At 37.5% G+C, this 23,330-nt stretch carries 21 protein-coding genes, 1 tRNA gene and 1 pseudogene; 3 read left to right on the plus strand and 20 right to left on the minus strand.

Going from position 1 to position 23,330, the window contains the following annotated elements; all coding sequences use genetic code 11:
* Positions 1–5: 5 nt before the first annotated feature.
* The 9 genes and pseudogenes from HQN85_RS07815 to HQN85_RS07855 all read right to left on the minus strand — a co-directional run bounded on the left by HQN85_RS07815 (position 6) and on the right by HQN85_RS07855 (position 11,356).
* Positions 6–1,075, minus strand: a pseudogene (locus tag HQN85_RS07815) (porin).
* A gap of 19 nt (positions 1,076–1,094) precedes the next feature.
* Positions 1,095–1,658: a potassium-transporting ATPase subunit KdpC gene (gene kdpC, locus HQN85_RS07820; RefSeq protein ID WP_173270954.1), complete on the minus strand. Its 564-nt coding sequence runs from the start codon at positions 1,656–1,658 to the stop codon at positions 1,095–1,097.
* A 26-nt stretch (positions 1,659–1,684) separates the two neighbouring features.
* Positions 1,685–3,715 carry a potassium-transporting ATPase subunit KdpB gene (gene kdpB / locus HQN85_RS07825; RefSeq protein ID WP_173270955.1) on the minus strand — a complete coding sequence of 677 codons (2,031 nt, stop codon included), beginning with the start codon at positions 3,713–3,715 and terminating at the stop codon, positions 1,685–1,687.
* 6 nt (positions 3,716–3,721) lie between these two features.
* On the minus strand, positions 3,722–5,440 hold the full coding sequence (kdpA, locus tag HQN85_RS07830; RefSeq protein WP_173270957.1) for a potassium-transporting ATPase subunit KdpA: 1,719 nt from the start codon (positions 5,438–5,440) through the stop codon (positions 3,722–3,724).
* A gap of 3 nt (positions 5,441–5,443) precedes the next feature.
* On the minus strand, positions 5,444–5,521 hold the full coding sequence (gene kdpF / locus HQN85_RS15925) for a K(+)-transporting ATPase subunit F (protein WP_173272533.1): 78 nt from the start codon (positions 5,519–5,521) through the stop codon (positions 5,444–5,446).
* Positions 5,522–5,773: 252 nt separating this feature from the next.
* Positions 5,774–7,102: a sigma-54-dependent transcriptional regulator gene (locus tag HQN85_RS07840; protein ID WP_173270959.1), complete on the minus strand. Its 1,329-nt coding sequence runs from the start codon at positions 7,100–7,102 to the stop codon at positions 5,774–5,776.
* Between the two features lie 54 nt (positions 7,103–7,156).
* The gene (locus tag HQN85_RS07845) at positions 7,157–8,062 is read right to left on the minus strand and encodes a prohibitin family protein (RefSeq protein WP_173270961.1); all 906 of its coding nucleotides are present in this window, start codon (positions 8,060–8,062) and stop codon (positions 7,157–7,159) included.
* Between the two features lie 242 nt (positions 8,063–8,304).
* Positions 8,305–9,852: a bifunctional GNAT family N-acetyltransferase/carbon-nitrogen hydrolase family protein gene (locus HQN85_RS07850; protein ID WP_173272535.1), complete on the minus strand. Its 1,548-nt coding sequence runs from the start codon at positions 9,850–9,852 to the stop codon at positions 8,305–8,307.
* Between the two features lie 190 nt (positions 9,853–10,042).
* Positions 10,043–11,356, minus strand: coding sequence for a TIGR00341 family protein (locus tag HQN85_RS07855; RefSeq protein WP_173270963.1), 1,314 nt, complete (start codon positions 11,354–11,356; stop codon positions 10,043–10,045).
* Positions 11,357–11,480: 124 nt separating this feature from the next.
* Here HQN85_RS07855 and nhaA point away from each other — a divergent pair, with 124 nt between their 5' ends.
* Entirely contained in the window at positions 11,481–12,803 is a 1,323-nt protein-coding gene (gene nhaA / locus HQN85_RS07860) for a Na+/H+ antiporter NhaA (protein ID WP_173270965.1), read from the plus strand.
* A 22-nt stretch (positions 12,804–12,825) separates the two neighbouring features.
* On the opposite strand, the gene HQN85_RS07865 is transcribed toward nhaA, so the two are convergent.
* From HQN85_RS07865 to HQN85_RS07900, 8 genes are all read right to left on the minus strand, one after another.
* The gene (locus tag HQN85_RS07865) at positions 12,826–13,740 is read right to left on the minus strand and encodes a helix-turn-helix domain-containing protein (RefSeq protein ID WP_173270967.1); all 915 of its coding nucleotides are present in this window, start codon (positions 13,738–13,740) and stop codon (positions 12,826–12,828) included.
* An 11-nt stretch (positions 13,741–13,751) separates the two neighbouring features.
* Complete coding sequence (locus HQN85_RS07870; RefSeq protein ID WP_173270968.1) at positions 13,752–14,681, minus strand: alpha/beta hydrolase family protein; 930 nt, start codon at positions 14,679–14,681, stop codon at positions 13,752–13,754.
* A 543-nt stretch (positions 14,682–15,224) separates the two neighbouring features.
* On the minus strand, positions 15,225–15,413 hold the full coding sequence (locus HQN85_RS07875) for a hypothetical protein (RefSeq protein ID WP_173270970.1): 189 nt from the start codon (positions 15,411–15,413) through the stop codon (positions 15,225–15,227).
* Positions 15,414–15,438: 25 nt separating this feature from the next.
* On the minus strand, positions 15,439–16,410 hold the full coding sequence (locus tag HQN85_RS07880) for a hypothetical protein (protein WP_173270972.1): 972 nt from the start codon (positions 16,408–16,410) through the stop codon (positions 15,439–15,441).
* Between the two features lie 327 nt (positions 16,411–16,737).
* Positions 16,738–18,126, minus strand: a complete 1,389-nt coding sequence (locus HQN85_RS07885; protein WP_173270974.1) for a ThiF family adenylyltransferase — start codon at positions 18,124–18,126, stop codon at positions 16,738–16,740.
* Entirely contained in the window at positions 18,107–18,724 is a 618-nt protein-coding gene (locus HQN85_RS07890) for a hypothetical protein (RefSeq protein ID WP_173270975.1), read from the minus strand. The genes HQN85_RS07885 and HQN85_RS07890 overlap by 20 nt, the downstream gene beginning before the upstream one ends.
* Entirely contained in the window at positions 18,666–19,145 is a 480-nt protein-coding gene (locus tag HQN85_RS07895; protein WP_173270977.1) for a hypothetical protein, read from the minus strand. The genes HQN85_RS07890 and HQN85_RS07895 overlap by 59 nt, the downstream gene beginning before the upstream one ends.
* Positions 19,142–19,849 (minus strand): multiubiquitin domain-containing protein, encoded by a 708-nt coding sequence (locus HQN85_RS07900; protein ID WP_173270979.1) that lies wholly within the window; start codon positions 19,847–19,849, stop codon positions 19,142–19,144. Before HQN85_RS07900 ends, HQN85_RS07895 begins: the two co-directional genes overlap by 4 nt.
* Before the next feature lie 399 nt (positions 19,850–20,248).
* On the opposite strand from HQN85_RS07900, the gene HQN85_RS07905 reads away from it, so the two are divergent.
* Both HQN85_RS07905 and HQN85_RS07910 read left to right on the plus strand, forming a co-directional pair.
* The gene (locus HQN85_RS07905) at positions 20,249–20,602 is read left to right on the plus strand and encodes a helix-turn-helix domain-containing protein (protein ID WP_173270981.1); all 354 of its coding nucleotides are present in this window, start codon (positions 20,249–20,251) and stop codon (positions 20,600–20,602) included.
* A gap of 1 nt (position 20,603) precedes the next feature.
* The gene (locus tag HQN85_RS07910; RefSeq protein WP_173270983.1) at positions 20,604–21,155 is read left to right on the plus strand and encodes an ImmA/IrrE family metallo-endopeptidase; all 552 of its coding nucleotides are present in this window, start codon (positions 20,604–20,606) and stop codon (positions 21,153–21,155) included.
* 356 nt (positions 21,156–21,511) lie between these two features.
* Here HQN85_RS07910 and HQN85_RS07915 read toward each other — a convergent pair.
* The 3 genes from HQN85_RS07915 to HQN85_RS07925 form a co-directional block, all read right to left on the minus strand.
* A tRNA-Arg gene (locus HQN85_RS07915) sits at positions 21,512–21,583 on the minus strand.
* 95 nt (positions 21,584–21,678) lie between these two features.
* On the minus strand, positions 21,679–22,332 hold the full coding sequence (locus tag HQN85_RS07920; protein ID WP_173270985.1) for a hypothetical protein: 654 nt from the start codon (positions 22,330–22,332) through the stop codon (positions 21,679–21,681).
* A gap of 324 nt (positions 22,333–22,656) precedes the next feature.
* Positions 22,657–23,259, minus strand: a complete 603-nt coding sequence (locus HQN85_RS07925) for an FMN-dependent NADH-azoreductase (protein ID WP_173270987.1) — start codon at positions 23,257–23,259, stop codon at positions 22,657–22,659.
* Positions 23,260–23,330: the final 71 nt, after the last annotated feature.

Below are 23,330 nucleotides of genomic sequence, written 5' to 3' on the forward strand. Positions count from 1 at the left end.
AGGCGTTAGAAACTAATAGCAAAACTTGCAGTTACGGAAGCATTTTGGTTAACTGGAGATAGTTCTCGAACAAAAATTTTGTCACGACTATCGTATACTTTACCCTCTAATCTTAAAACTGCATTATTTACAGGAGCATAATCAAGATTTACTGAATAACCCATGGTTTGAAATCCATTTTCTGTGCCAGTAGTTATAAAAATACCATTTTTATCTTTGTAATATTCTACCCTTCCAGCAACAGCCCATTTTGGATTAAATCTATATTGAGCAATTGCTACAGGTGATAAAATTTCATTTTTTGTAGCTAAGCCTTTAACTTTTTGTTGAGTTCCGTAATCAAAACCTGCAGTAAGGCCAAAACTTTCGCTTAGCTGTGCAACTGCATAGAAATTATGATAAATTCGTTGAACCCTAATAGCATTGATACCTTCGTAACCAATATAGTTACTATAGTTTAATGTCAACTTTGCAGAGGGTTTGTAGGCTAGCTGTAGTCCACCAGCCGGTTTGCTATTGCCATCTTGGCGATTAATTCTTTGCCAACCGTTCAAGTATAGCACTGTAACAGCTAGTTTTCCATCTGTGGTTATATAGCTCAGCTTAACTCCGGATTCATAGTAAGGAGTGTTTTCCGAAGCAATATTTCGCGTTAATACCCAACAGTCTTTACTTATGGCACTCTCAAACCAATATGGGAAGAAAAAATTCCAGCATCTATCCAAAGGTTCTGTGCATTGGTTAATTTAAGCCCACCATTAGCCTCGAAGATATTTTTCAATACTCCAGGTTCAGCGGCGAGGTTAGCATTAGAATAGGTACCAGCCATGAGAGCAATATTGGCTCTTACTTTCTCATTCTCGTAGTTGGCCTTGATGAAACCTAGGTTAAGGTTAACTTCATTGTGCCTATTGTGCGAATAAATAAAACTTGGTCGGTTATTGTTTGCTGGCTTGTTGAAATCAAAACCATAATAAGTTTCAACATATCCCGAAAATTTGACTTTTGAAGTCTCTTGTGCATTTGCAGTTACTGCTAATCCAATAGCAATAGCAATTAAAATTAGTATTCTCATCCTATGTCTTTCTCCTTATTTATTTTAGTTCATCAAGTGCCAAATTTAACTTCAGCACATTCACCCTTTTCGGACCAAGTATTCCAAGTAGAGGTCTATCTGTATATTTCACTACAAGTTCTGCAATCTTCCTTTCATCGATCTTTCTGTAAGCTGCAATCCTTTTAATTTGAATAATGGCTGCTTGTTCAGAGATATCAGGGTCTAAGCCACTACCCGATGCGGTAACTAGATCTGCTGGAATATCTTTTCTTTTCAGAGATGGGTTATATTTAAGTACCGTATCAATCCTAGCGGAAATAACCGCCAAATAATCAGGATTAGATGGTCCTTTATTCGAACCCCCAGAACCTGCAGCATTATAGCCAATAGCAGATGGCCTGCCTAAGAAATATTGCGGCTGCGGAAATGATTGTCCAAGCAACGCATAGCCAACAACTTTGCCATTTTTATAGATTTTTTCTCCCCCGCCATTTCCATTACTAAGTTTTGCGGCGATAGCAATGCTGATAGGGTAAATAATGCACAACAATACAAGAAGTACTAGAGATAGTCTAATTGACTGGATTATGTATTTTTTCATATTTTATGATAATTATGATTTAAGATTTAAACAAATAGAGAAACGGCAAGATCGATTAATTTAATTCCGATAAACGGAGCTACAACTCCTCCTATTCCATAAATAAATAGGTTTCTTCTAAGCAATGCAGATGCGCCGATTGCTTTGTAGGCAACACCTTTTAATGCCAGAGGAATGAGTATAGGAATAATGATTGCATTAAAAATAACCGCAGAAAGTATAGCACTTTCAGGGCTATGCAATCCCATAATATTTAAGCCCTTTAATGCCGGAATTGAAGTAATAAAAAGTGCTGGAACAATAGCAAAATATTTAGCTACATCATTGGCGATAGAAAATGTGGTGAGTGTACCACGTGTGATTAAAAGCTGTTTCCCGATTTCAACAATTTCGATCAATTTGGTAGGATCATTGTCCAGATCAACCATGTTGCCAGCTTCTTTAGCAGCTTGGGTTCCGCTGTTCATTGCTACGCCAACATCTGCTTGCGCAAGGGCGGGAGCATCATTCGTGCCATCACCCATCATGGCAACTAATTTACCCAAAGCTTGTTCGTCTTTGATATAGTTCATTTTGTCTTCGGGTTTGGCCTCTGCAATGAAGTCATCTACGCCAGCTTTTTCGGCAATATATTTTGCAGTTAATGGATTATCGCCAGTAACCATTACCGTTTTTACGCCCATCTTTCTCAAGCGTTCAAAACGTTCACTAATGCCTGGTTTAATAATATCTTGCAGTTCAATCACACCCAAGGCATGCTCGTTTTCCGAAACTACCAAAGGTGTTCCACCATTAGATGCAATGTGTTTTACCTTTTCTTCAATATCTGATGGAAAAATATGCCCGGCTTCTTGCACAAAATTTCTAATTGAATCAAAGGCTCCCTTTCTAATTCTTCTGCCATTTGGTGTATTTATGCCACTTGAACGGGTTTCGGCAGTAAAAGTGATAAATTCAGAACCAGTGGGTACGATTGGAAGAATTGCTTTTTCATCAACTCTGGCTAGTTCGATGATTGATTTTCCCTCTGGAGTTTCGTCGGCAAGAGAACTCAATACGCACGCATCTACAAACTTTTTCATCTCTGTGCCGGCTGTTGGATAAAAGTTAGTTGCCTTCCTATTTCCGATGGTAATAGTGCCCGTTTTATCCAATAGTAATACATCGATATCACCAGCAGTTTCAACTGCCTTGCCCGATTTGGTGATCACATTTGCACGTAGTGCCCTGTCCATTCCAGCGATACCGATGGCAGAAAGCAAACCTCCAATTGTGGTAGGGATAAGGCATACGAATAATGAGATTAAAGCTGCTATCGTGATTGGAGTATTTGCATAATCAGCAAATGGCTTTAGCGTAACACATACGATGATAAATACTAGTGTAAAACTCGCAAGTAAAATTGTCAATGCGATTTCATTTGGTGTTTTCTGACGGGATGCACCTTCTACTAAGGCTATCATTTTGTCCAAGAAACTCTCTCCAGGTTCTGTTGTAACCTTAACCTTAATTTCATCCGAAAGCACTTTTGTACCGCCTGTAACGGATGATTTATCACCACCAGCCTCCCTAATCACGGGAGCAGATTCTCCAGTTATGGCAGATTCATCTATGGTGGCAATACCTTCGATAATCTCACCATCGGTTGCGATTAGATCTCCCGTTTCACAAATAAATACATCTCCTTTTTTAAGGAAATTAGAGGAACGGACCTCGAAACTTCCGTTTTCCATTAATACTTTAGCGGGTGTTTCTTCTCTTGTTCTTCTTAAACTATCGGCTTGTGCCTTGCCCCTTGCCTCGGCAATTGCCTCTGCAAAATTTGCGAACAAGACAGTAAGCAAAAGGACAAGGAAAATGATAGAATTATAGATTGGTGAACCTTCAATAGTATGACCAAGTGAGTAAATGGTGACATAGGCCATAATCAGAGTGCCAATTTCTACTGTAAACATGACTGGATTTTTGATCATCACCCTTGGATCTAGCTTAAGAAAAGCTTGAATTATTGAGGTTTTTACTAATGAGGGCTCGAAAAGTTTAGTATTGGATTTCATTATTTTCTATTTAAGCATTGTAAAATATTCGGCTATAGGACCTAAAGCTAGTGCGGGGAAATACGAAAGCGCATTTAGTACCATAATTACGGCAAAGGTCATCAGCGCAAAAGTTTTGGTATCAGTTTTTAGTGTTCCAGCAGATTCAGGAATAAATTTCTTTTTAGCAAGTAAACCAGCAATTGCAACTGGACCAATTATTGGTAAGAACCTTCCCAAGAAAATAATAATCCCTGTAAGTACGTTCCAGAAGGCGTTGTTATCACTCAATCCTTCAAACCCAGATCCGTTATTGGCGTTTGAAGAGGTAACTTCGTACAGCATTTCTGAGAAACCGTGGAAACTTGGATTGTTTAACCATGCCTTAGGCTCTGTTGACCATGCTACATCACCATGGGCGGTAAAAACATAGGTAGAAATTGCCGTCCCCGCCAAGATTAAAAACGGGCTGAGTAGGGTAATAATAGAGGCAATCTTCACTTCTCTAGCCTCAACTTTGTGACCAAGGAATTCTGGAGTTCGTCCAACCATCAATCCGGAAATAAAAACGGCGATAATGAGGTAAATAAAATAGTTCAGGATTCCAACCCCACAACCCCCATAAAATCCATTCACCATCATCCCGAGCAATTGCCAAAGACCTGTTAATGGCATGGTACTGTCGTGCATTCCATTTACCGAGCCTGTAGAAATTACAGTGGTAAGGGTACTCCAATAGGCGGTTGCTGCTGGTCCAAATCTCACTTCCTTTCCTTCCATTGCACCAGTATGCTGAGCGATACCCATCTTTGCTAGTTGTGGATTGCCCCCAAGTTCCGAGTGGAGGGTGGGTATCATTAATAATAGCATTCCGATGGTCATAACGCCAAAAATGGTATAACCTAATTTTTTTCTCCTAATGAAATAACCAAAACAGATAACCATGGCCATTGGGATAATCGTCTGTGCAATCATCTCGACCATATTGGTTAGGTAATTTGGATTTTCAAATGGATGCGAAGAGTTAGCTCCAAAATAACCTCCACCATTTGTACCCAAATGCTTAATGGCAATCATTTGAGCAGCAGGTCCACGGGAAACATTTATGGTATCACCTTGAAGCGAAATAAACTGATCTTTTCCTTCATAACTGGCTGGTGTGCCATTGAAAGTTAAAATAAGTGCAACAACCACAGAGAGCGGCAATAGCAACCTAGTAATTGACCTGACGAAGAATTCCCAGAAATTTCCAAGATTGGTTGCCGTTTTTTCTCGAAATGCTTTGAAAAGAACTATTGCAGCTGCAATGCCAGTTGCTGCACTTACAAATTGCAAGAACATGAGCACAAATTGCTGGGTAAGATAACTCACTCCGGTTTCTCCTGAATAATGTTGGAGATTGCAATTAGCTACAAAGCTGATGATGGTGTTAAAAGCAAGATCAGCAGGCATCCCAGGATTTCCATCTGGATTGAAAGGCAACTTATCCTGATACAAGAGGATAAAAAAACCATAAATGATCCATATACTATTAATGAGAAGAAGCACTTTAAGATGTTTCTTCCAATCCATTTGTTCTTTTACATTGATGCCAGAAAGTTTATAAATTAAAGTCTCGATTGGTTTTAGAAAGTCTGTCCAAACTTTCTCGCCCGCGAAAACCTTAGCCAGATATTTTCCAAGCGGGATAGCTATTGCTACGGTAATAAAGAATGTGGCAATAATGCCGATAAATTCTGTGTTCATTTTCTAGAATTTTTCTGGTTTGAGCAGTACATAAATCATATAAATAAATACTGCAATTGAAATGATGAATAGTGTAAGCATAGGTCAGATGTTTTCGAACCAATCTATGGATCTGTAAACGACCCAGCAGAAAGCGATCAGAATAAATAATAAGATGAGTGTAACCATTTGATGTTTTTTTGATAAGCCATGCCAATAGCAGTGCCGTTTATTAGAAAATTTGATTAATTATCTAATTTTCAGTGCATTACTGATTTGTGAAAAAGGTAAAGCATAAAAAAACCCTTCCATAACGAAAGGGTTTTTATCAAAGTGGAAAGAAGTATGATATGCTTAAATCTTGTATTCTTCTATTTTTCTATAGAGAGTAGTGAGACCAATATTTAATAATTTGGCTGTTTCTGTTTTGTTACCTTTTGTATAGTTCAGTATCTTCAAGATGTGTTGTTTTTCTACTGTTTGAAGGTCAAACGAATTGGAAGGTTCTTCATTGGTAAAAAATTCTGGAGGTAATTGACTGGTATCAAGCACATCCCCATCTGTTAATATAACTAGTCGCTCTATTACATTTTTTAGCTCCCTTACATTTCCCTTCCAATTGTGCTCGGTTAACGCATCAATTAATTTATCGCTCATCTTCAGCTTAATTCGATTGACTTTTGTCGCAAACTCTTTTAGATAATAATCTGAAAGTAGTCGAATATCTTCTTTACGCTCTCTTAGCGCAGGTAAATGAATATTGAATACCGACAAACGATAATAAAGATCAAGTCTAAACTTGCCTGTATCCGCTTCTTCTTTAAGGTTACGGTTGGTAGCGGCAATAATACGTACATTCACCTGATTTGTAGTGGTAGAACCTATTTTAATGAAGGTCTGACTTTCTAAAACTCTTAGCAGTTTTGCCTGAAGGTCTAGGTTCATCTCCCCAATTTCATCCAAAAAAAGCGTTCCGCCATTTGCTTCTTCAACAAGTCCTTTTTTATCTTTATTTGCGCCAGTAAATGCACCTGCTTTATACCCGAAGAGTTCACTTTCCAGCAATTCCGGACTGAACCCGCTACAATTAAGAGCAACGAAAGGTTTTTGTTTTCGCTGACTTTTATAATGGATTGCCTGTGCAAATACTTCTTTCCCGGTTCCTGTTTCGCCCAACAATAAAACAGTAGTATCTGTAGCAGCAACCCTAGAGGCCAATGCAATAGCTTCTTTAATCTGTTTAGATTGTCCCAATATTGAATCGAAGCTATATTTTTTGCTAATCTTTGCTTCAAGTTCAAGTACCCTTACACTAAGCTTAGCCTTATCTATTGCTTTATAGACCAATGGAATGATTTTATCGTTATCATCACCTTTAGTAATGTAATCAAATGCCCCGTTTCGCATGGCTGTAACACCATCTTGAATAGTGCCAAAAGCAGTAAGATTAATTACTTCCGTAAAAGGACTTATTTTTTTTAGCTCTTTAATTAGTTCTACTCCATTATAATCTGGTAGCTTCACATCACTTATAACCAATAGGATGTGGTTAGAAGAAAGGATTTTTAATCCTTCCTTTCCGTTAGCTGCCTGCAATACCTTAAAACCTTCAAGTTCTATGATCCTAGCTAAAAGACTTGAAATCTTTTTTTCGTCGTCAATAATCAGAATAGTTTCTTCCATATTTCGATTACGGTTATAAATATTGATGCCTTTGCAAGATACAACAAATGATAATTAATTGCTTCCGATTACTAAAGGTACATTCTTACTGCCCCCGCCCATAATTAAGACTTTGGTATTTGGAGAAAGAGCAATCTCTTTTTGAGCCTTAATTGCTTCATATTGTAATTGTTTGTCACTTAGGCCAGTAGATAAGATTTTTTGATAATCTGCAATTCCTCGAGCTTCCACTCTTTTCCTTTCTGCTTCTTGCTTTTCTTTTTGAAGGACAAATGTCATTTTCTGTGCTTCCTGTTCGGCATTAATCTTTGATTCTATACTTGCTTTTACAGATTGGGGGAGCGTAATGTTTCTTACCAATAGCTGTTCAAGATCGAGACCACGTTTGGCAAAACTTATCGCAATAGTTTGGTAGATTTTTTGTTGAAATTCTTCACGTTTAAGTGAGTACAATGCCACTGCGTCATAAGAAACGGCATTGTCTCTTATTGCGGTTCTTGTAATTGGCCTTACAATCTTGTCTACATAGTCGGTACCAATAGTCCGTAAAATTTCAGGTGCTGAACTGGGTTTTACCTTAAACAAAACCGAAAGGTCTATAACTACTTCTAGTCCATCTGCAGAAAGCACCCTAATCGCATCGTCCCCATTTTTGTTCCCTTCATCATGTACTGCAGACATGGTATAATTTTGAGTTTTCGTATCGAAGGATGTTACATTTACCAAGGGGCTTACCACATTCAGCCCGCTACTGAGGATGCTTTGATCTACTTTTCCAAAGAGTGTTTTAACACCAACTTCTCCAGTGTCTATTACTTTGAGCATTGATGTTGATATGCCAAGTAGGATAAAAAATAATCCAGCCATACGAACAGCTAGAACTAATTTTGCAAATTGTTGTTGTTTGGCCAAAAAATAACTTCCAGCGATGAGCAGGGCTCCTAAAATAATAATGAACATAATTTGAATATTTTCATTCAGGAGGCAAAGCGGATGCCATCGTGATAAGAAAGGAAATAGTTGCGTGTTAATAGGTTTTAAACACGTATTCTTTCAATATCCACTTAACTATAAGATTTAACACCCTACCAAAATGAAAGGGTGGTATACCATTTTGGTAAATATTTATTCAAATGGTTTAGGTCAGCGAACGTTTGAGTCCAATAAAAATGATTAACAGGGGAATATCAAGTGTGCTATAGCTAACCTTTGCTGTTATTCAATATTTTATAAAGATCAAGCCTTCTATCTTGTAAGTTTCTTACTGCACCAAAATTATGGAGTTGTTTCAATAAGTCAACATCCACATCGGCAATTAAGGTAGTTTCTGTATTGGCAGTAGCCTCGGCTTTAATGCCATTACTTGGGAAAGAGAAATCGGACGGTGTAAATACTGCAGATTGTGCGTATTGGATATCCATGTTGTGTACCTTTGGTAAATTGCCAACACTTCCTGCAATGGCTACATAACATTCATTTTCTATAGCCCTAGCTTGTGCGCAACTCCTCACTCTAGTATAGCCATTTTGGGTATCTGTCATAAATGGAACAAAAAGGATTTGCATGCCTTGTTCGGCTAACAACCTTGGGAGTTCTGGAAACTCTACATCATAACAGATTAGTATCCCGATCTTACCACAATCTGTATCATAGGCCGCTAATGAATTTGCACCAACCATGCCCCAAGCATTTTTCTCTGAGGGTGTTAAATGGATTTTACGATACATCTCATGAGAACCATCTCTTCGACATAGAAAACCGACATTTTGGAGCATCCCATCTTCCATATAAGGCATACTTCCCGTGATGATGTTGATGTTATAACTAATGGCATATTCAATAAATTTATCGCGTAGAGTAATTGTATTCTTTGCGATCTCCCTCATGGCCTCAGCTCCACCTAAATGGTTGTAAGCGGTCATTAAAGGTGCATTGAATAGTTCTGGAAATAGAATGAAATCACTTTGATAATCGCTCACAACATCTACAAAGAACTCGATTTGCTCATATAAAGAATCAAGGCTTGGGAATGGTCTCATCTGCCACTGCACCAACCCTAAACGTATTACTGACTTATTGGTGTTTAGGTGTACCTGTTCTTCTGCATAATAAATATTGTTCCATTCTAATAGCGAGGCATACTCTAGCGATTGGGTATCTCCTGAAAGATAGCCTTTTAAGATTTTGAGCACATGGAAATCATTAGCCAGCTGGAAGGAAAGCGTTGGATCATGTATCTCTTTCCCTTTCACTTTTTCTAGGAACTGTTTTGGACTAAGGGTAGCTGCGTATTCTTTATACACAGGTATTCTTCCTCCAGCTATAATTGCCCTGAGGTTATGCCGTTCACATATCTCTTTTCTGGCATCGTACATTCTTCTTCCAATGCGCATGCCTCTAAAATCGGGATGTACAAAAAATTCAATCCCATAAAGTACGTCTCCATCCGGATCATGAGTAGAAAAAGTGTAATTACCAGTAATCTGAAGATAGTTGTGCGAATCGCCGAATTTATCATAATCAACTATAATTGATAATGCACAACCAGCAACTCTGCCATTCACTAGGATGCAGATCTGTCCTTCGGGAAAGAGTTCAACTAGCTTGGCAATTTGCGTTTCCCCCCAAACTGATGCGCCTTCCCATTCAGAATAGGCCTCTATCATAGAAGCTTTTATCCCAAGATAATCATCTTTGGTCAACGTTCTTAACTCTATTTTAAGGTCTTCGTTTCTTATCTCTTTTTCCATCATGTGTTCTATTTTGCTAATAGCAACAATCCCATCATATTACAACAATTGAATAAAATTGCATTTATCGCCTTAGCTCTCTTTTAACAACGGAAATTTCCATCAAAAGTTTGCTAGGTCAGAAATTGAAAGGCATCATTCCCTAAACAGGTCATAAAATGTTGAAAAAAGAGCCGAATTGTTTTTCAGCCTACTGTTCTACCATTAACCTAAGTGAATCTGCCTTGATCCTGCTTTTTAGCCAAAGCCTTAATCGCTCTTCTTCCTTTTTTGAAATATTTGTTTTGAAATTAGCAACTGCCAAAGTAATAGTATCTTGTTTGTTTATATCCAAACGTTTTACGAGTATATTATCGATGCTATAACTAACAAGCTGAGGATATAGTGTTTTTAGTTCTTGCCTCAAATCAGGAATTTCATTTTCCATCTTTTTGGTATTTACATTCACCGAATCTCCTTGATACACGGATTCAAGAATACTTGCCTTGATCTGCGAGATATCTAACTCGTTTTTAGCGTTCAGGCCTTGACGGATAATTAGTTTCGTGCTGTCAAGATTATAAGCTGAAAGTTTAGCCTTAATGGAGTCGATTTTAGTATTGTCTAGCTGTCTGCCCAGTAGCAGTAAATCAATTTCATTTCCTTGTCGACTGTATTTGAAATTTTTAGAGATAACTTGAGTATCGGTAAATGTTAGTTCGTTTTGGATAAATGCCTTGGCATTATTTTCAAAGATGCTACGATCTACTATTCTATAGGCGAGATAGATGCTCGGTGCTACTGTAATTACGGTAATGATTAAGATGTATCTTCGAACCTTTTTTTCGTAAGCTTTATCTTCGAAGTGCTTTTTATGGAACTTCATGTAACGAACAATAAGGTAAGTGCCCAAGCAGATAAATACGCTATTGATAAAATAAAGGTAAAGTGCACCTAAAAAATAGTAAAGATTGCCAATTGCGATTCCGAATCCAGCAGTGCAGAGTGGAGGCATTAAAGCTGTAGCAATCGCAACACCAGGTATAACATTGCTCTTTTCCTTTCTAGTAATGGCAATAATACCCGCCAGACCGCCCAGCGCTGCTATAAAAACATCCCATATTGATGGGGAAGTTCGAGCTAATATTTCTGATGAAGCATCGTGCAATGGGGTGATCCAGAAATACAGCGTGGAAGTAGCAATACTGATTACTGTAGCAATGGCAAGATTTCTTGCGCCCTTTTTCACCAGCTCAAAATCGTTGATTCCGATTCCAAGTCCTAATCCCATGATAGGACCCATTAAAGGTGAAACAAGCATTGCGCCTATAATTACAGCAGTAGAGTTAACATTTAGTCCGATGGAAGCAATAAAAATCGCAAAAATGAGTGTCCAAAGGTTTGCTCCTTTAAACTCCACGTTTTTTCTGATCGACTCAAAGATTTCATTTTCATCTGCACTATCACCATGTAGACTGAACCTATAGGTAATAAAATTTCTAAAGGCTTGATACATTTCCTTCATAATAGCAATATAACGATTTCTGCATAACCAACAACAGATACTATGATAAGTTTGTCTATGCCGTTTTTTGATTGTTTCGATTGAATAGATTTTCAATACGCAAACTTTAGGTATATTTGGGCCTATGGCAGCTACACCTAAAACACCCATCGAAAAGATTATTGCCCCAGTGAGCAGATTCATTCATCTGGAATATACAAGTGGCATTGTGTTATTGATTAGTGTAGTAATTGCAATTCTATGGGCAAATAGTTCATCAAGTTCTTATCACCACCTTTGGGAACTTAAGCTTACAGTCGGCTTTGCAGACTGGGTACTAAGTAAGCCACTCCATATATGGATTAACGATGGGCTTATGGCCATTTTCTTTTTCGTGATCGGACTCGAATTAAAAAGAGAATTTATGGATGGCGAACTTTCCAGCTTTCGCAAGGCTTCGCTGCCTATGGGAGCAGCACTGGGAGGCATGATTGTTCCAGCATTGATTTATATTTTAGTGAATTATGGAGCAGACTCAACAAGAGGGTGGGGAATTCCAATGGCAACTGATATCGCTTTTGCACTAGCCTTGTTATCAATGGCCGGAAAGCATATTCCATCATCGGTTAAGGTTTTTCTTTCCGCATTGGCGGTAGCTGATGACCTCGGGGCGGTACTAGTAATCGCTTTTTTCTATACGGCGAGTGTTAATTTTGCAGCGCTTGGCATAGCAGGAATATTTTTAGTTGTTCTCCTCATTGGGAACAGGCTAGGTATTAGAAGCAGTGCCTTTTATCTAATTGTAGGGATTTGTGTGTGGTTAGGCTTTCTTTTTTCTGGTGTACATGCTACTATTGCAGGGGTGCTTGTTGCATTCACTATTCCTGCCTCCACAAAAATTGATGAACTGGTTTATGCTAAGAACCTCAAAAAGCTTACCCATGAGTTCGAGCAAGAAATTCCAAGTAATAGTACTTTAACGACACCTGCGCAGCACCACACCATACAACACGTAAAGAATTTAAGCTTGGCCGCTGAAACACCACTGCAGAAGATTGAACATGCATTGCATCCATGGGTGGCCTTTGTAATTATGCCATTGTTTGCCCTTTCCAATTCGGGAATCATCATTGGGGCAGGCTTCTTTAATTCAATCATCAATCCAGTATCAATTGGGGTAATTTTAGGGCTTGTTATAGGGAAGTTCTTGGGCATTCTTTTTTTTACATGGCTGATGGTGAAGATCGGGATTGGCGCATTACCTGAAGGAGCGAACTGGCGTCATATCTATGGTGTAGCTTTGCTTGGGGGTATTGGCTTTACCATGTCGCTGTTCATTAGTGGACTAGCCTTTAAAAACCTAGCATTTGTAGAGCAGGCTAAATATGGTATTCTTATCGCTTCCATCACCTCTGGGATATTGGGCAGCCTTGTGCTTAGAGGAAGCAAATCAACTGGAAAAGTTTAAAAAGATGAGATTTCAATATTCCTTAATTGAAAGAACGCCTAAAATCCAATGGTGAAACACTAGTTTTAAGCTTGAATAGTTTACTAAAGGACTGTGGATGTTCAAATCCCAAGTCATATGCTATCTCGCTAATGGAAGCATCGCTAGTGGATAACATTTCCTTTGCCTTTTCAATTAGGTGGTTGTGAATATGCTGTTGTGCATTTTGTCCAGTAAGTGAACGCAACATATCGCTTAGATAGCTTGAACTGACATTTAACTGCGAAGAAAGAAAATTGACAGTTGGAAGCCCTTGTTTATTCGAATATGGCGACTTAAAATAGTCGTGTAAAATGTCTTCCACCTTTTGAAGCAGATCGCTGCTTACTGCCTTACGGGTAATGAATTGCCGGCTGTAAAACCGATTAGCATAATTCAACAGCAATTCTATTTGGGAGATCACAACGTCTTGGCTAAAATTATCAATTCTGTCTTTTAATTCTTCTTCGATACTTTTGAAAACAGCAATGATTGTGGTTTTTTCTTTTTCAGATAAGTGCAGTGCTTCGTGAATTGAATAAGAAAAAAAACCATATTCTTTGATCTTCTTAGCAAGTTCGTAACCAAGTAAAAGATCAGGGTGGAAAAGTAAGGTATAACCCGATTGATCACTAAGTGGTGCGTGTTCTCCTGTGATCTGATTAGGCGAAACAAAAAACATTCCCCCCTCATCGAAATCGTAGTAATGCTGCCCATATTTAAACTTTCCCTGAAAGTTCATCTTATAGGAGATCTTATAAAAGTTCAAAATGTGCGGACTAGGAAGTCGTTCGAGCGGAATGCTCCCTTCAGCATTATTTATTAAACTTACCAATGGGTGCATAGGTGCCGGCATATCCAGCGCCTTATGCAACCTTGATAAAGAATCAAATCTGTGGTTAGCCATCTCATTCTTCATATTGTCTGATTTTATAACTTGCTTTCAATGCTACCTAGTGCTCCTGGTACGCCGTTAAGGGCTTTCTTAGTATCTTCCCAACTTGTATCGTTCTGGTCGAATGTACTACGAATATACGCAAGAATGCTTTCACACACAAAGGCAACACGTTCTGGGTTTTCATCGCTTGTTTCGCGGGCATCATATCCTGATATGCCACCAAAAATATGTTCGGCGCCAAATACGGTTAGCAAATCCTTAGGACCGGGACTTTGATAATAAGCGTCCGCACGCCAATTGTCCACATCAGAGAACATGAGATTTACGTCTTTGTCGCCATTTACAATAAGTGCTGGCAAGGTCATGGTGCCAAAGTTGCCAGCCGCCAACACGGGATAATGCTGTCTGTTTACTCCGTTAAAACCTTCAGGACCACCGCTTACGCCGATCAGGACCTGTGCTGTTATCCGTGGTTCTATGAAATTCACTATTTTACCTGTTGCAGGGTCAGTTACATCCATGCCAGCTAGCATAGCAACAGTGTGTCCGCCCATAGAGTGACCAATTGCAGCAATTTTTTCTTTGTCTACTCTGCCAGTTAAACCAGGTACTGTTAAAATAATTTCATCTAAATGATCGAGGATAAATTTCATGTCTGTTGCTCGAGAACTCCAAAACAAGGGAGCTTCAGGAAGGGACGAGGAAAGCCCAAGAGCTTTGGAATTTTGATGAGTAGGTTGAATTACGACAAAGCCCGCTGCTGCAAAAAAATCTACAATGGGACCGTATCCTTTGTATGAAGAGAGAAAATTAGAGGGGCCATGTCCGTGCGAAAGAAGAATCACTGGCAAATTGTTTCCACTTGCTGGAGCAGATACTTTTATTTCAAGCGCTACGTGACGACCGTCGACAGGTAATACAACTGGACTAAAGCTGATGATAGGTGTTTTTGACTGTTTCATGTTATTATTGATTAAGTTTTGATATCAACAAAGATCATCAGTCTTTAACTCCACCACGTAGTGAAATCGAGGCATTACTTAGCCAAACTCAGGAAGGTAGCGTTAGCTAAATGAAAAATATGCAGACGTTGTCCGGTTCTAAAAATTTACGAAGGAACTTCGTTATTTTTTTTACTTTCCCTTTATAAGGGAAGTAGCTTTTTGAAAGTAATGGTGATTAGCAATCACGAAACAGTTTGTTAGAAAATCCAATTAAGTTAACAGATTATGATACAGACAAAACCTAGGTTAAAGTGTAATTGATGGATCAAATCTACATGATAAAAAAAGAGAGCCAGGTTTGCATTTTCTTTCTAGTGGTTCCAAAAGGCACTATTTCAAACCTTTTTTTGGAGATTTACAGCTGGTTATTGATATTAGGGATTTTAAAATATCTTGACAAGTGGGTTTCAAACTTATCTTTATATATTATAATCTGAAGCTCTTTATACAAATAAAAAAGCAGATCTTAGAAAGTCTGCTTTTTGTTAGTGTTAGAGTAAATTATATACTTATGAAATTTCCTTCAATTACGAGTTCCTTACCTTTTAAAACGGTTTCGAGATCATCAGCTATGCTTTTCCTAACTTCTATTTCCTTTTTAGTGTCAGCTGCTTTCATCTCTTTAACTACCTTATTGTAAAAATCTCTATAAGTAGAATAATGATTTGCTGTTTTTTTTGCCGTTTTCATATATCCAAAGTTAAAAATTTATTAATTAAAATACTTCGTGTTTTACTATTTCATTTCCAGAAATAAATCGAAATCCATCATTATCAATGACGGCTAACTTAATAACACCTCCAACTGTTGGAATGTTTTCGGTATACTTTTGGATATCAATTTCAATTCTCATTAGTAATGTAGCAAGATCAACAGCCTGTTGCAAACTAAGTTCAGTTAAACGGTAAATTTTCATGTCCTGCATCATTTTGTCGTCGATTATTGATTTATCTTGAATAACCTCCATCCAATATTCTTCTCCAACTTTTTCAGCTGGTAATGAAAAGTCTTTGGCAACCTTCCCTATAATTCTAGGAATTATCTCAAACAAACCATTTAAGTCTCCAAATAATAACCGTTCAGCAAGCCTATTCTGCCCATCGCAAATCACCTTGAATTGATCAGGTTGCTGAAGAATGGAAACGTATTCAAAACTTTCATCTTTTAAACTATCGTTCGTAGCTTTATTAACTGTTAATTTATATACGGTAGTTTTATTAGGTGTTGGTGAATAAAAAGTTACTAAGAAAATGGTTTCACTTATTCTGGAGTTTTTTTCAAGAAACTTTTTGACTTCTTTAACAATAAATTCTTTGAGGCTATCAATCTTTGCAATAATTTCTTTTGCATTATTTCTGCCATTAGGCTTCAAAGTTCTAATAGCTTCACCTATAAGCTTTTTAATCCTTTTATTATTTATACTAGCAGATCCAGCAGTGGTAATAGCGGTATATTTATCATATTTGTAAAGTTTTTCTTCATAATCTTTGGTATGTGAAGGCTTAACTTTAAAAAGTTTTGCTATCTCTTTTGTATTTATTACTATTTCCTTACCGCTTTCTTTAGATGCCTTAGTTAAATATTCTTGGAACGTTTGAAAGTCCAAGGATGGTATTGATGTTGTAACTAAAGAATCAGCTATAATAGCCACTCCTTCTTTAGCGATCACACTTGCTATAAAAGTCATTTGGTTGAGAGTTAATTAGCCTAATATAATGTAATATTTTAACTTTAACGCAGATCCATAAAAATTGATTAATATCACTTTGCAATAAGCCGAATGACATTAACCAATGAGTTAGTAAAATTGAAGAAGCACGGCTGACTCAATTGACATTCCGTCTAATCAACCTTATCATTTGAGGAATCATTGTTGATTATAAACCCTAACCGATTCCTTCTTCGTCATCAGTAATTGTGCATAAGCAATTGTGCATTATACTAAAGTATAAAAGAAATTGTGATTAACAAAAATAGACTTGTCAAAACAAGCCTATGAAATCTTCTTGAGTGTTCAATAATCTAACTTGACTTTCAAACTTTTGTAGATGGCTTCGCTCTGACCACGGCAAATATCGCAGTTTTTTGCTTTTTGTTGATCTTCCACAAAGTCACCCAAGTATGTTGCCATATTAAACTGGGTGGAATTCTCTTTGTCGACCTTTCCATTTATCAGTTTAATCAGCTCTGCAAATGCCACGATAGCAGCGGATGGTGATAAAAAAGGTAAAATGCTAGCATGTGGCTCTTGTTCCTCCTGATTCTCGATTATACTCTCATCTGGTGCAGTCAACTCTACTTCGGCACACTTGGGAACGAATATTACCTTCGAGAGGTTCTGAAAAGTACACATTATACAATTATCCTTCAATGGTATGTGTCTACCTATATTAATACCCCAAGAGCGACTTGTAGTTGCATGAAAGACCACTGGCGGATATAAATTTTGGACAGTGGACCAAATATCAAAATCATTCGCAAAGCACATGATAACGTCAGCAGAATTGGAGGCTTTTCTATGGTCGTAGGAGTATTCTTTATAATCATCGTTGAATGATCGGACCTTGTACCCTGTATCCTGTAAATATGCTTCGCAAATTTCTGCCTTTTTTTGGTGGTGGGCTTTACAATTGGTAGTATTAAAGAGTAGCGAACTGCTGGTATTGTGAAGCTCTATGGTCGAATCGACATCAACGAAAAGGATTTCCCCAGTAAAATTGAACAAGCCCAACAAATAGGTGAATGATGAGCCAATAGCACCACAACCAATTACATGTACTCGACCTAAGTCCAATTGCCCTAGATCATAATCGTTTTGGATAGGAATATCTGAAACTGTCGATGAATAAACATCATACCATTTAGAATATGCTTCTGCACGGATGTTATTTGACCACCTGAACAGTTCTGCATTCGCAAGGCAGGCGGCGAAAGCTGAGCCTAGTGGGTTTGCAACGCTTTTGGGGTTCCCATTGCATTCGGCAAAACCATTAAATGAACAACTCGCCACCCAACCACTGGCATCAATTGACAAGTATGGCGTTTTGCAATCCGGCTCGGGTCTTCCAATAAATACGGTAAAATCTACTAATGGATTATCAACATTGAATTCAAAATGCCCGTAAGGATCAATTTCGCTCAAACTGTTCTTTACCATTTCCAATATGCTTCTATTGCTTTGGGAGCCATTGAAAATTATCCGTTCAGCATCAGCACTATTGATAGTAATATTTGAGCACCAACGTGCCAGAATATTTGTAAACATGGTGAGCATGACTTGTGTCGCAAAAAGTGATACATCCGAAGTAACCACAACCAAAACTTTGATGTCGTAATAACCTTTGTTCAATTCCGAAAATGAATCCGTCCTTTTATTTCTTTCTTTATACCAGGTCTCTTTCATACCTAAAATCTTTAAATTCAACTTTATTTTGATTAATCTTTTTGACACTAAACCTTTTGCTTAAATAGCGATTGGCAAGTCGTTTAAATTCGGATCCATGATACAGGTGCACACCACATTGCTCCCATGGGAGTATGCCATTCTTTGAAAATAAAGGAACGACTACGGATAGAAATCCTTCGGACCTGAATGCCGTCTCCTCATTATCTACATCTGAATGGTCGACCCATTTTCCGGGGTGTGTATGAACTTGGGAGATGTAAACCAAATCATTATCACACAAATATTCTACCACCAATGCATTAGAATTATGCGATGTTTGGATTCCATACCTTGATGCCTGAGTCTTTGGCGCAATAGCATGCGTTATATAATGGATATTGTTTTGAACATGTCCGGCCCAATAAATCAGTCCTTCGCAACTTGGCTTTTTGTTACCATATTCTCTTAATACGCGCTCCGTAAATTCAATAACTTGTACATCGACTATGTACTTTTTAACATCTTTTGGATAAAACCCCTTGGGCTTTCTAAACCAATTAAACCATTTTACCACGATACCATGTTTTGTTTGAAATTCTAGTATAAATTGTGTCAAGGATTGCGTTTAGATTAATCAAACCTCCTGCAATTGCCCTCCAATTAACCAGCTGCCAATCGGAATGGATACCGCTGTAACCAGCATAAGCCTTTCTGGAGCACGGGTGACATATTACCCCTCCCTGTGCAACTCTATTGAAAAAACTATCGCCCTGATATAATGGATATGACGAAAACTCTCCAACCTGCTTATTTTCAGGACTTACAAAGTCAATCAGGTATGGGGTTTCAGGATAGTTATCAAATCTAAATTCAATGATAAACTCCTTTTGGTCGATAGGCGAGACCATTGAAACAGTAAATAATTGGTTAACCTCATCCAGCGGAGAGATCAACCAATTAAAATCTTTACAGTTTTCTTGGCAAGCCTCTATTTCTTCAGCAACTGTTGCTGAAGAAATATAGCTTGGGACACTCATGCTCCTTTGCCCAAATCTGTGAAGACCAAAACTTGCCCATCTGGAAAACCATAACTTCCTATAATCCGAGCTTTTTCAAGAGTTTCCGTGGTTCCCTTAATTTTAAGCTCGTAGTTACCATCAGTTGCAAAGGCAAAATGGGCGGTTGTTTGTTGGATGAGTTCCTGGACCGTAATGGTTAGAAGAAATGAATTTTCCCACTTACCTTTTGGCGTTTGGATTATAAGCTTCACGTGCTTCTTTGATTTTGAAACGAAGTGCTCAATTCCTGGTCTTGCTAAATTAATTTCCTCGTGGTTCTCTACTAATTCATCTTCCCATGGTTTTCTAATAGAAAGATAGAGCTCATCTTCTAAACTAATACCACCAAGTTCCTTAATTTCTTTTCCAGTGATATATTGTTTATCCCAAACAAAATGTTTTCCATTGATAACCAATTGGAGGATGTTCTTGATGTAGAAATGCTCAATTTCAGGTCGGGCAAGGTTTACAGGCTCATTTTCAATTAACTCATCTTCCCATGGTCTTTGAACTGCTAGAAACAACTTAGATTCCAAGCTGTCTTCAGGAGCTCCAGCTATTTTTCTTATTTGGGCATTAGTGATGTATTGCTCTGAGGAGTAGTATTTAACTCCGTCAACTATAAATGGAAGCATTTCATTTTTATCAGCACCTTTTTCTTGATTATTATTTTTTTTTTGCATTGTAGTAAGTATTAAATTTTAAATAAAAGTTTACACATTGGCTCCAGATTTGGAACCATTTTTTTCAATAGGTAGTTTCGACGTTGTGTAACTTTTAGCTCGTTTAAAATTTAAAATCCTTAATTCCAGCTGTTAATACTAAAAAAAGTAAGCTAATTCTTGCAGATGCGGATGTACTGCCTTATATTTGACTTGCGATCCAAATACTTGGCTGGCAGAAGAGCTATTCTGCCTTGTCATTTACAACTTTAAGAACCAGGCGATTTAACAGTTGTCTGGTTTTATTATTTTACAAATATACGAAACGAATTCGAGATTCAAAATTTTTCTTACATTTTTTGTGTAAGATTTGGAAACACAATAATTTTAACTAAATTTGTTAACATTATTAAAGGATATATGCTTGATAAAGAGCAACAAGTAGAATTTTACGAAAAAATTGGCGAGCGTATTAAGGAGGCAAGAAAGCTTCGTGACATGAATCAAGATGTGTTAGCGAATGCGTTGGGGATCTCCCGCGTGTCCCTAGTTAACATTGAAGCAGGAAAACAAAGACCGCCCTTACATGTTCTCTTAGATATCTGTGAATTTTTGAATGTTACTATGAATGATTTAGTTCCACAAAATGTTACTTCATCTAATAGTTTAGATTCAATTATCTTGAACAAGATTAAGAAAGAAACTGATAATGGTACTGATTCTGCAGATAAGGTGATGAATTTTATCTTATCCAGAATGAAAAATAATAGTTGATATGTCAAGACCCATTTCCGGCCTAAAATTAAGGCAAGTTGCAGATCTAACTTTTCAGATGGTTACGAATGCTAAAATTACGCAAGCCCCTGTCGATGTTGATGTAATTGCAAAGTATTGTGGAGTAAGTGTAGAAAAAACTGATCTCGGCCAAGATGTTACTGGCTTACTAATAGCGCAAGGAGATGATGCAGTAATTGCATACAGTGCAAATCAAGGAGAACAGAGACGTCGTTTTACGATAGCACACGAATTGGGACATTTTGTTTTACATAGAGATGAGGGAACTGATACAGTTTTCGTCGACAAAGATTTTATTGTTAAATATCGAAGCAATAAACTATACTCGGATCTGGAGTTGAGACAGGAGCAAGAGGCGAATGCCTTTGCAGCTTCATTATTAATGCCAAGGGAATTTATTTTTGAAGAAATATCAAAAGATAGAGTTAGAAATTTACCAGAAGCCGAATTAATTTCTGAATTAGCAAAGACATTCAACGTGAGCGTCCCAGCGATGACATTTAGATTGAGCAACCTTAACATTTTATATTAGTTATATGTTGATCTGGCATTAAAAGTGCTGAAAAGCGTCATGTTTAACTTGATCAAAAGCATTTTTCATCACTTGACAATTTTGACATAATCAAATGCTGTGTGGTTTCGTATCCTTGTAATTTCATACTTCCTGAAAATAAACATTAACCTCACTATAGGCAACGGGATGATAGCGCCAGCAAAGCACCTTATCGCAATGCTAATCGCCTTATACCACTATTTCTCAAAATCCATGAGGCAACATTATCGGGTAATCCTATTTATTAAGGAAAATCTATCTTACCTTAACTCATTGTAAAAACAAAAAAGCCTGCAATCCTCTATTTGCAGGCTTAAGAGTTTAAATGTTCGTTGTGGTCCCGACGGGAATCGAACCCATATCTAAAGTTTAGGAAACTTCTATTCTATCCGTTGAACTACGGGACCAGTAATTAGATGCAACTATATCTAATGCCGCAAATATATAAAAATATCACACGCAACTTTATATAAATCTTGGGGTGTAACTGTGGTAGTCAAACTTAGTTGGCTTTTAAAAAGACAACGCTTTTCCCATTCATTAAACCAGTTGTTTTCCCATTTTTAAGCTGTTCACATTGTAATACATAAAGTACTTGAGCATTCTCTGGTAAGGGAGGGAATTGAAAATCTAAACTTCCATTTTTTTCTCCTTCTTTAGTTTCCCCTTCTAGCTTTTCGATAGCTATAGGAACTAGCAACGTTTCATCTGTAGCAATACGCAAAATACTCAGCTTGTAACTCGAAATAATATTCAAATAGTAATTAAGCGTAAGGGTATGCTTTGCATTTTCGTTTTTATGGTTAAGTGTAAATCTCCCCTTTTTAGAAATTGGGTAATCTAACCTCATTTCCATTCCATCAAAACCTGCATAGTTATAAACCTCATTGGCTTTTTTCTGCTGACGGAAAACAGATACGAGTCTGCTCCAAAACTTTCCATTTTTAAAGCCAGGAGCAAATTCATTTACCGCATCGAAAATGATTTTTGCCATTAAGTTAGCTTGTGCTTGGTTTGTTGAACTAGCAACCATCCCATCAGATTTCTCCCAAACCGTTCTTTTCTTCCTGCCATGAAAACCATAAGCCTGGCTATCCACAAATGTGATATCGCCAATAGTGCCACTTAATTTAATAACCGAACGAGCTTTTGCCATAAAAAATGTATATTTAAAAACCATTCAATATACAACGATTTTCCGTTATAAATCCTAAATTTTTCTTAATGCTTACCGCGACACTAAGGCGACCTCATCGCGACCTTACCGCGACTTATGTTTTAGTGGGCTTCTAGTTTAGTTCGATATTAGCTTAGGTGATCTGCTAGTCTTGGTGCAGACAGCTTTTCAAAAATGCACCTTTTCTCGAAGAAGACTCGGACTAGACTAGTAGGAGATCATTCGCTGTTGGTCGGCAATATAAAAGGATACAATGAGGGATAAATAACATCTCCCCTTTCCCTTAAGAAAAGGGGAGATGGTTTAATTAATTAAAATACTCTCAATTCCTTTAGCTAATGTATTGTCTTGAATTCCAGGAATTGAAGTGCCTTCTGCACGAATAATAGTTACATCGGTTATACCTAAAAAAGCAAATACCGATTTTAAATAAGGCGTTGCTGTATCATAAGCCGCCATAGGGCCATCTGTATAAATTCCTCCAGAAGAGAAAGCGATGTAGAGCTTTTTGTTTTTAATTAATCCCTCTGGGCCATTCTCACTGTATTTAAAAGTAACTCCTGATCTACAGATATGATCAATCCAAGCTTTTAAATTAGAAGGGATACTGAAATTATATAAGGGCACGCCCAACACAATAATATCTGATTCCATGATTTCGGCAATGGCTTCATTAGAGTGCTTAATGGCAACTAAATCTTCTGGTGTTCTATTTTCTTCGGGAGTAAAAAATGCATTTAAATGCGCTTCTTCTAAATGTGGGAATCGTTTATCTACCAGATTAACTTCCTTAACCACACTATCGGCATAAGCCAATTGTAGTTTATCTATAATCGCATTGCCTAATCTAATGCTGTAAGAAGCATCTCCCCTTGGGCTAGAAATAATGTGTAATATCTTTTTCATTGTTTTATAATTTATATCAACAAATCTATTTAGATTTGCTTGTATAATATTAGTAGTATACAAAAGGTTAG

The sequence above is a fragment of the Pedobacter boryungensis genome (assembly GCF_013204825.1).
Classification (GTDB): Bacteria; Bacteroidota; Bacteroidia; order Sphingobacteriales; family Sphingobacteriaceae; genus Pedobacter; species Pedobacter boryungensis.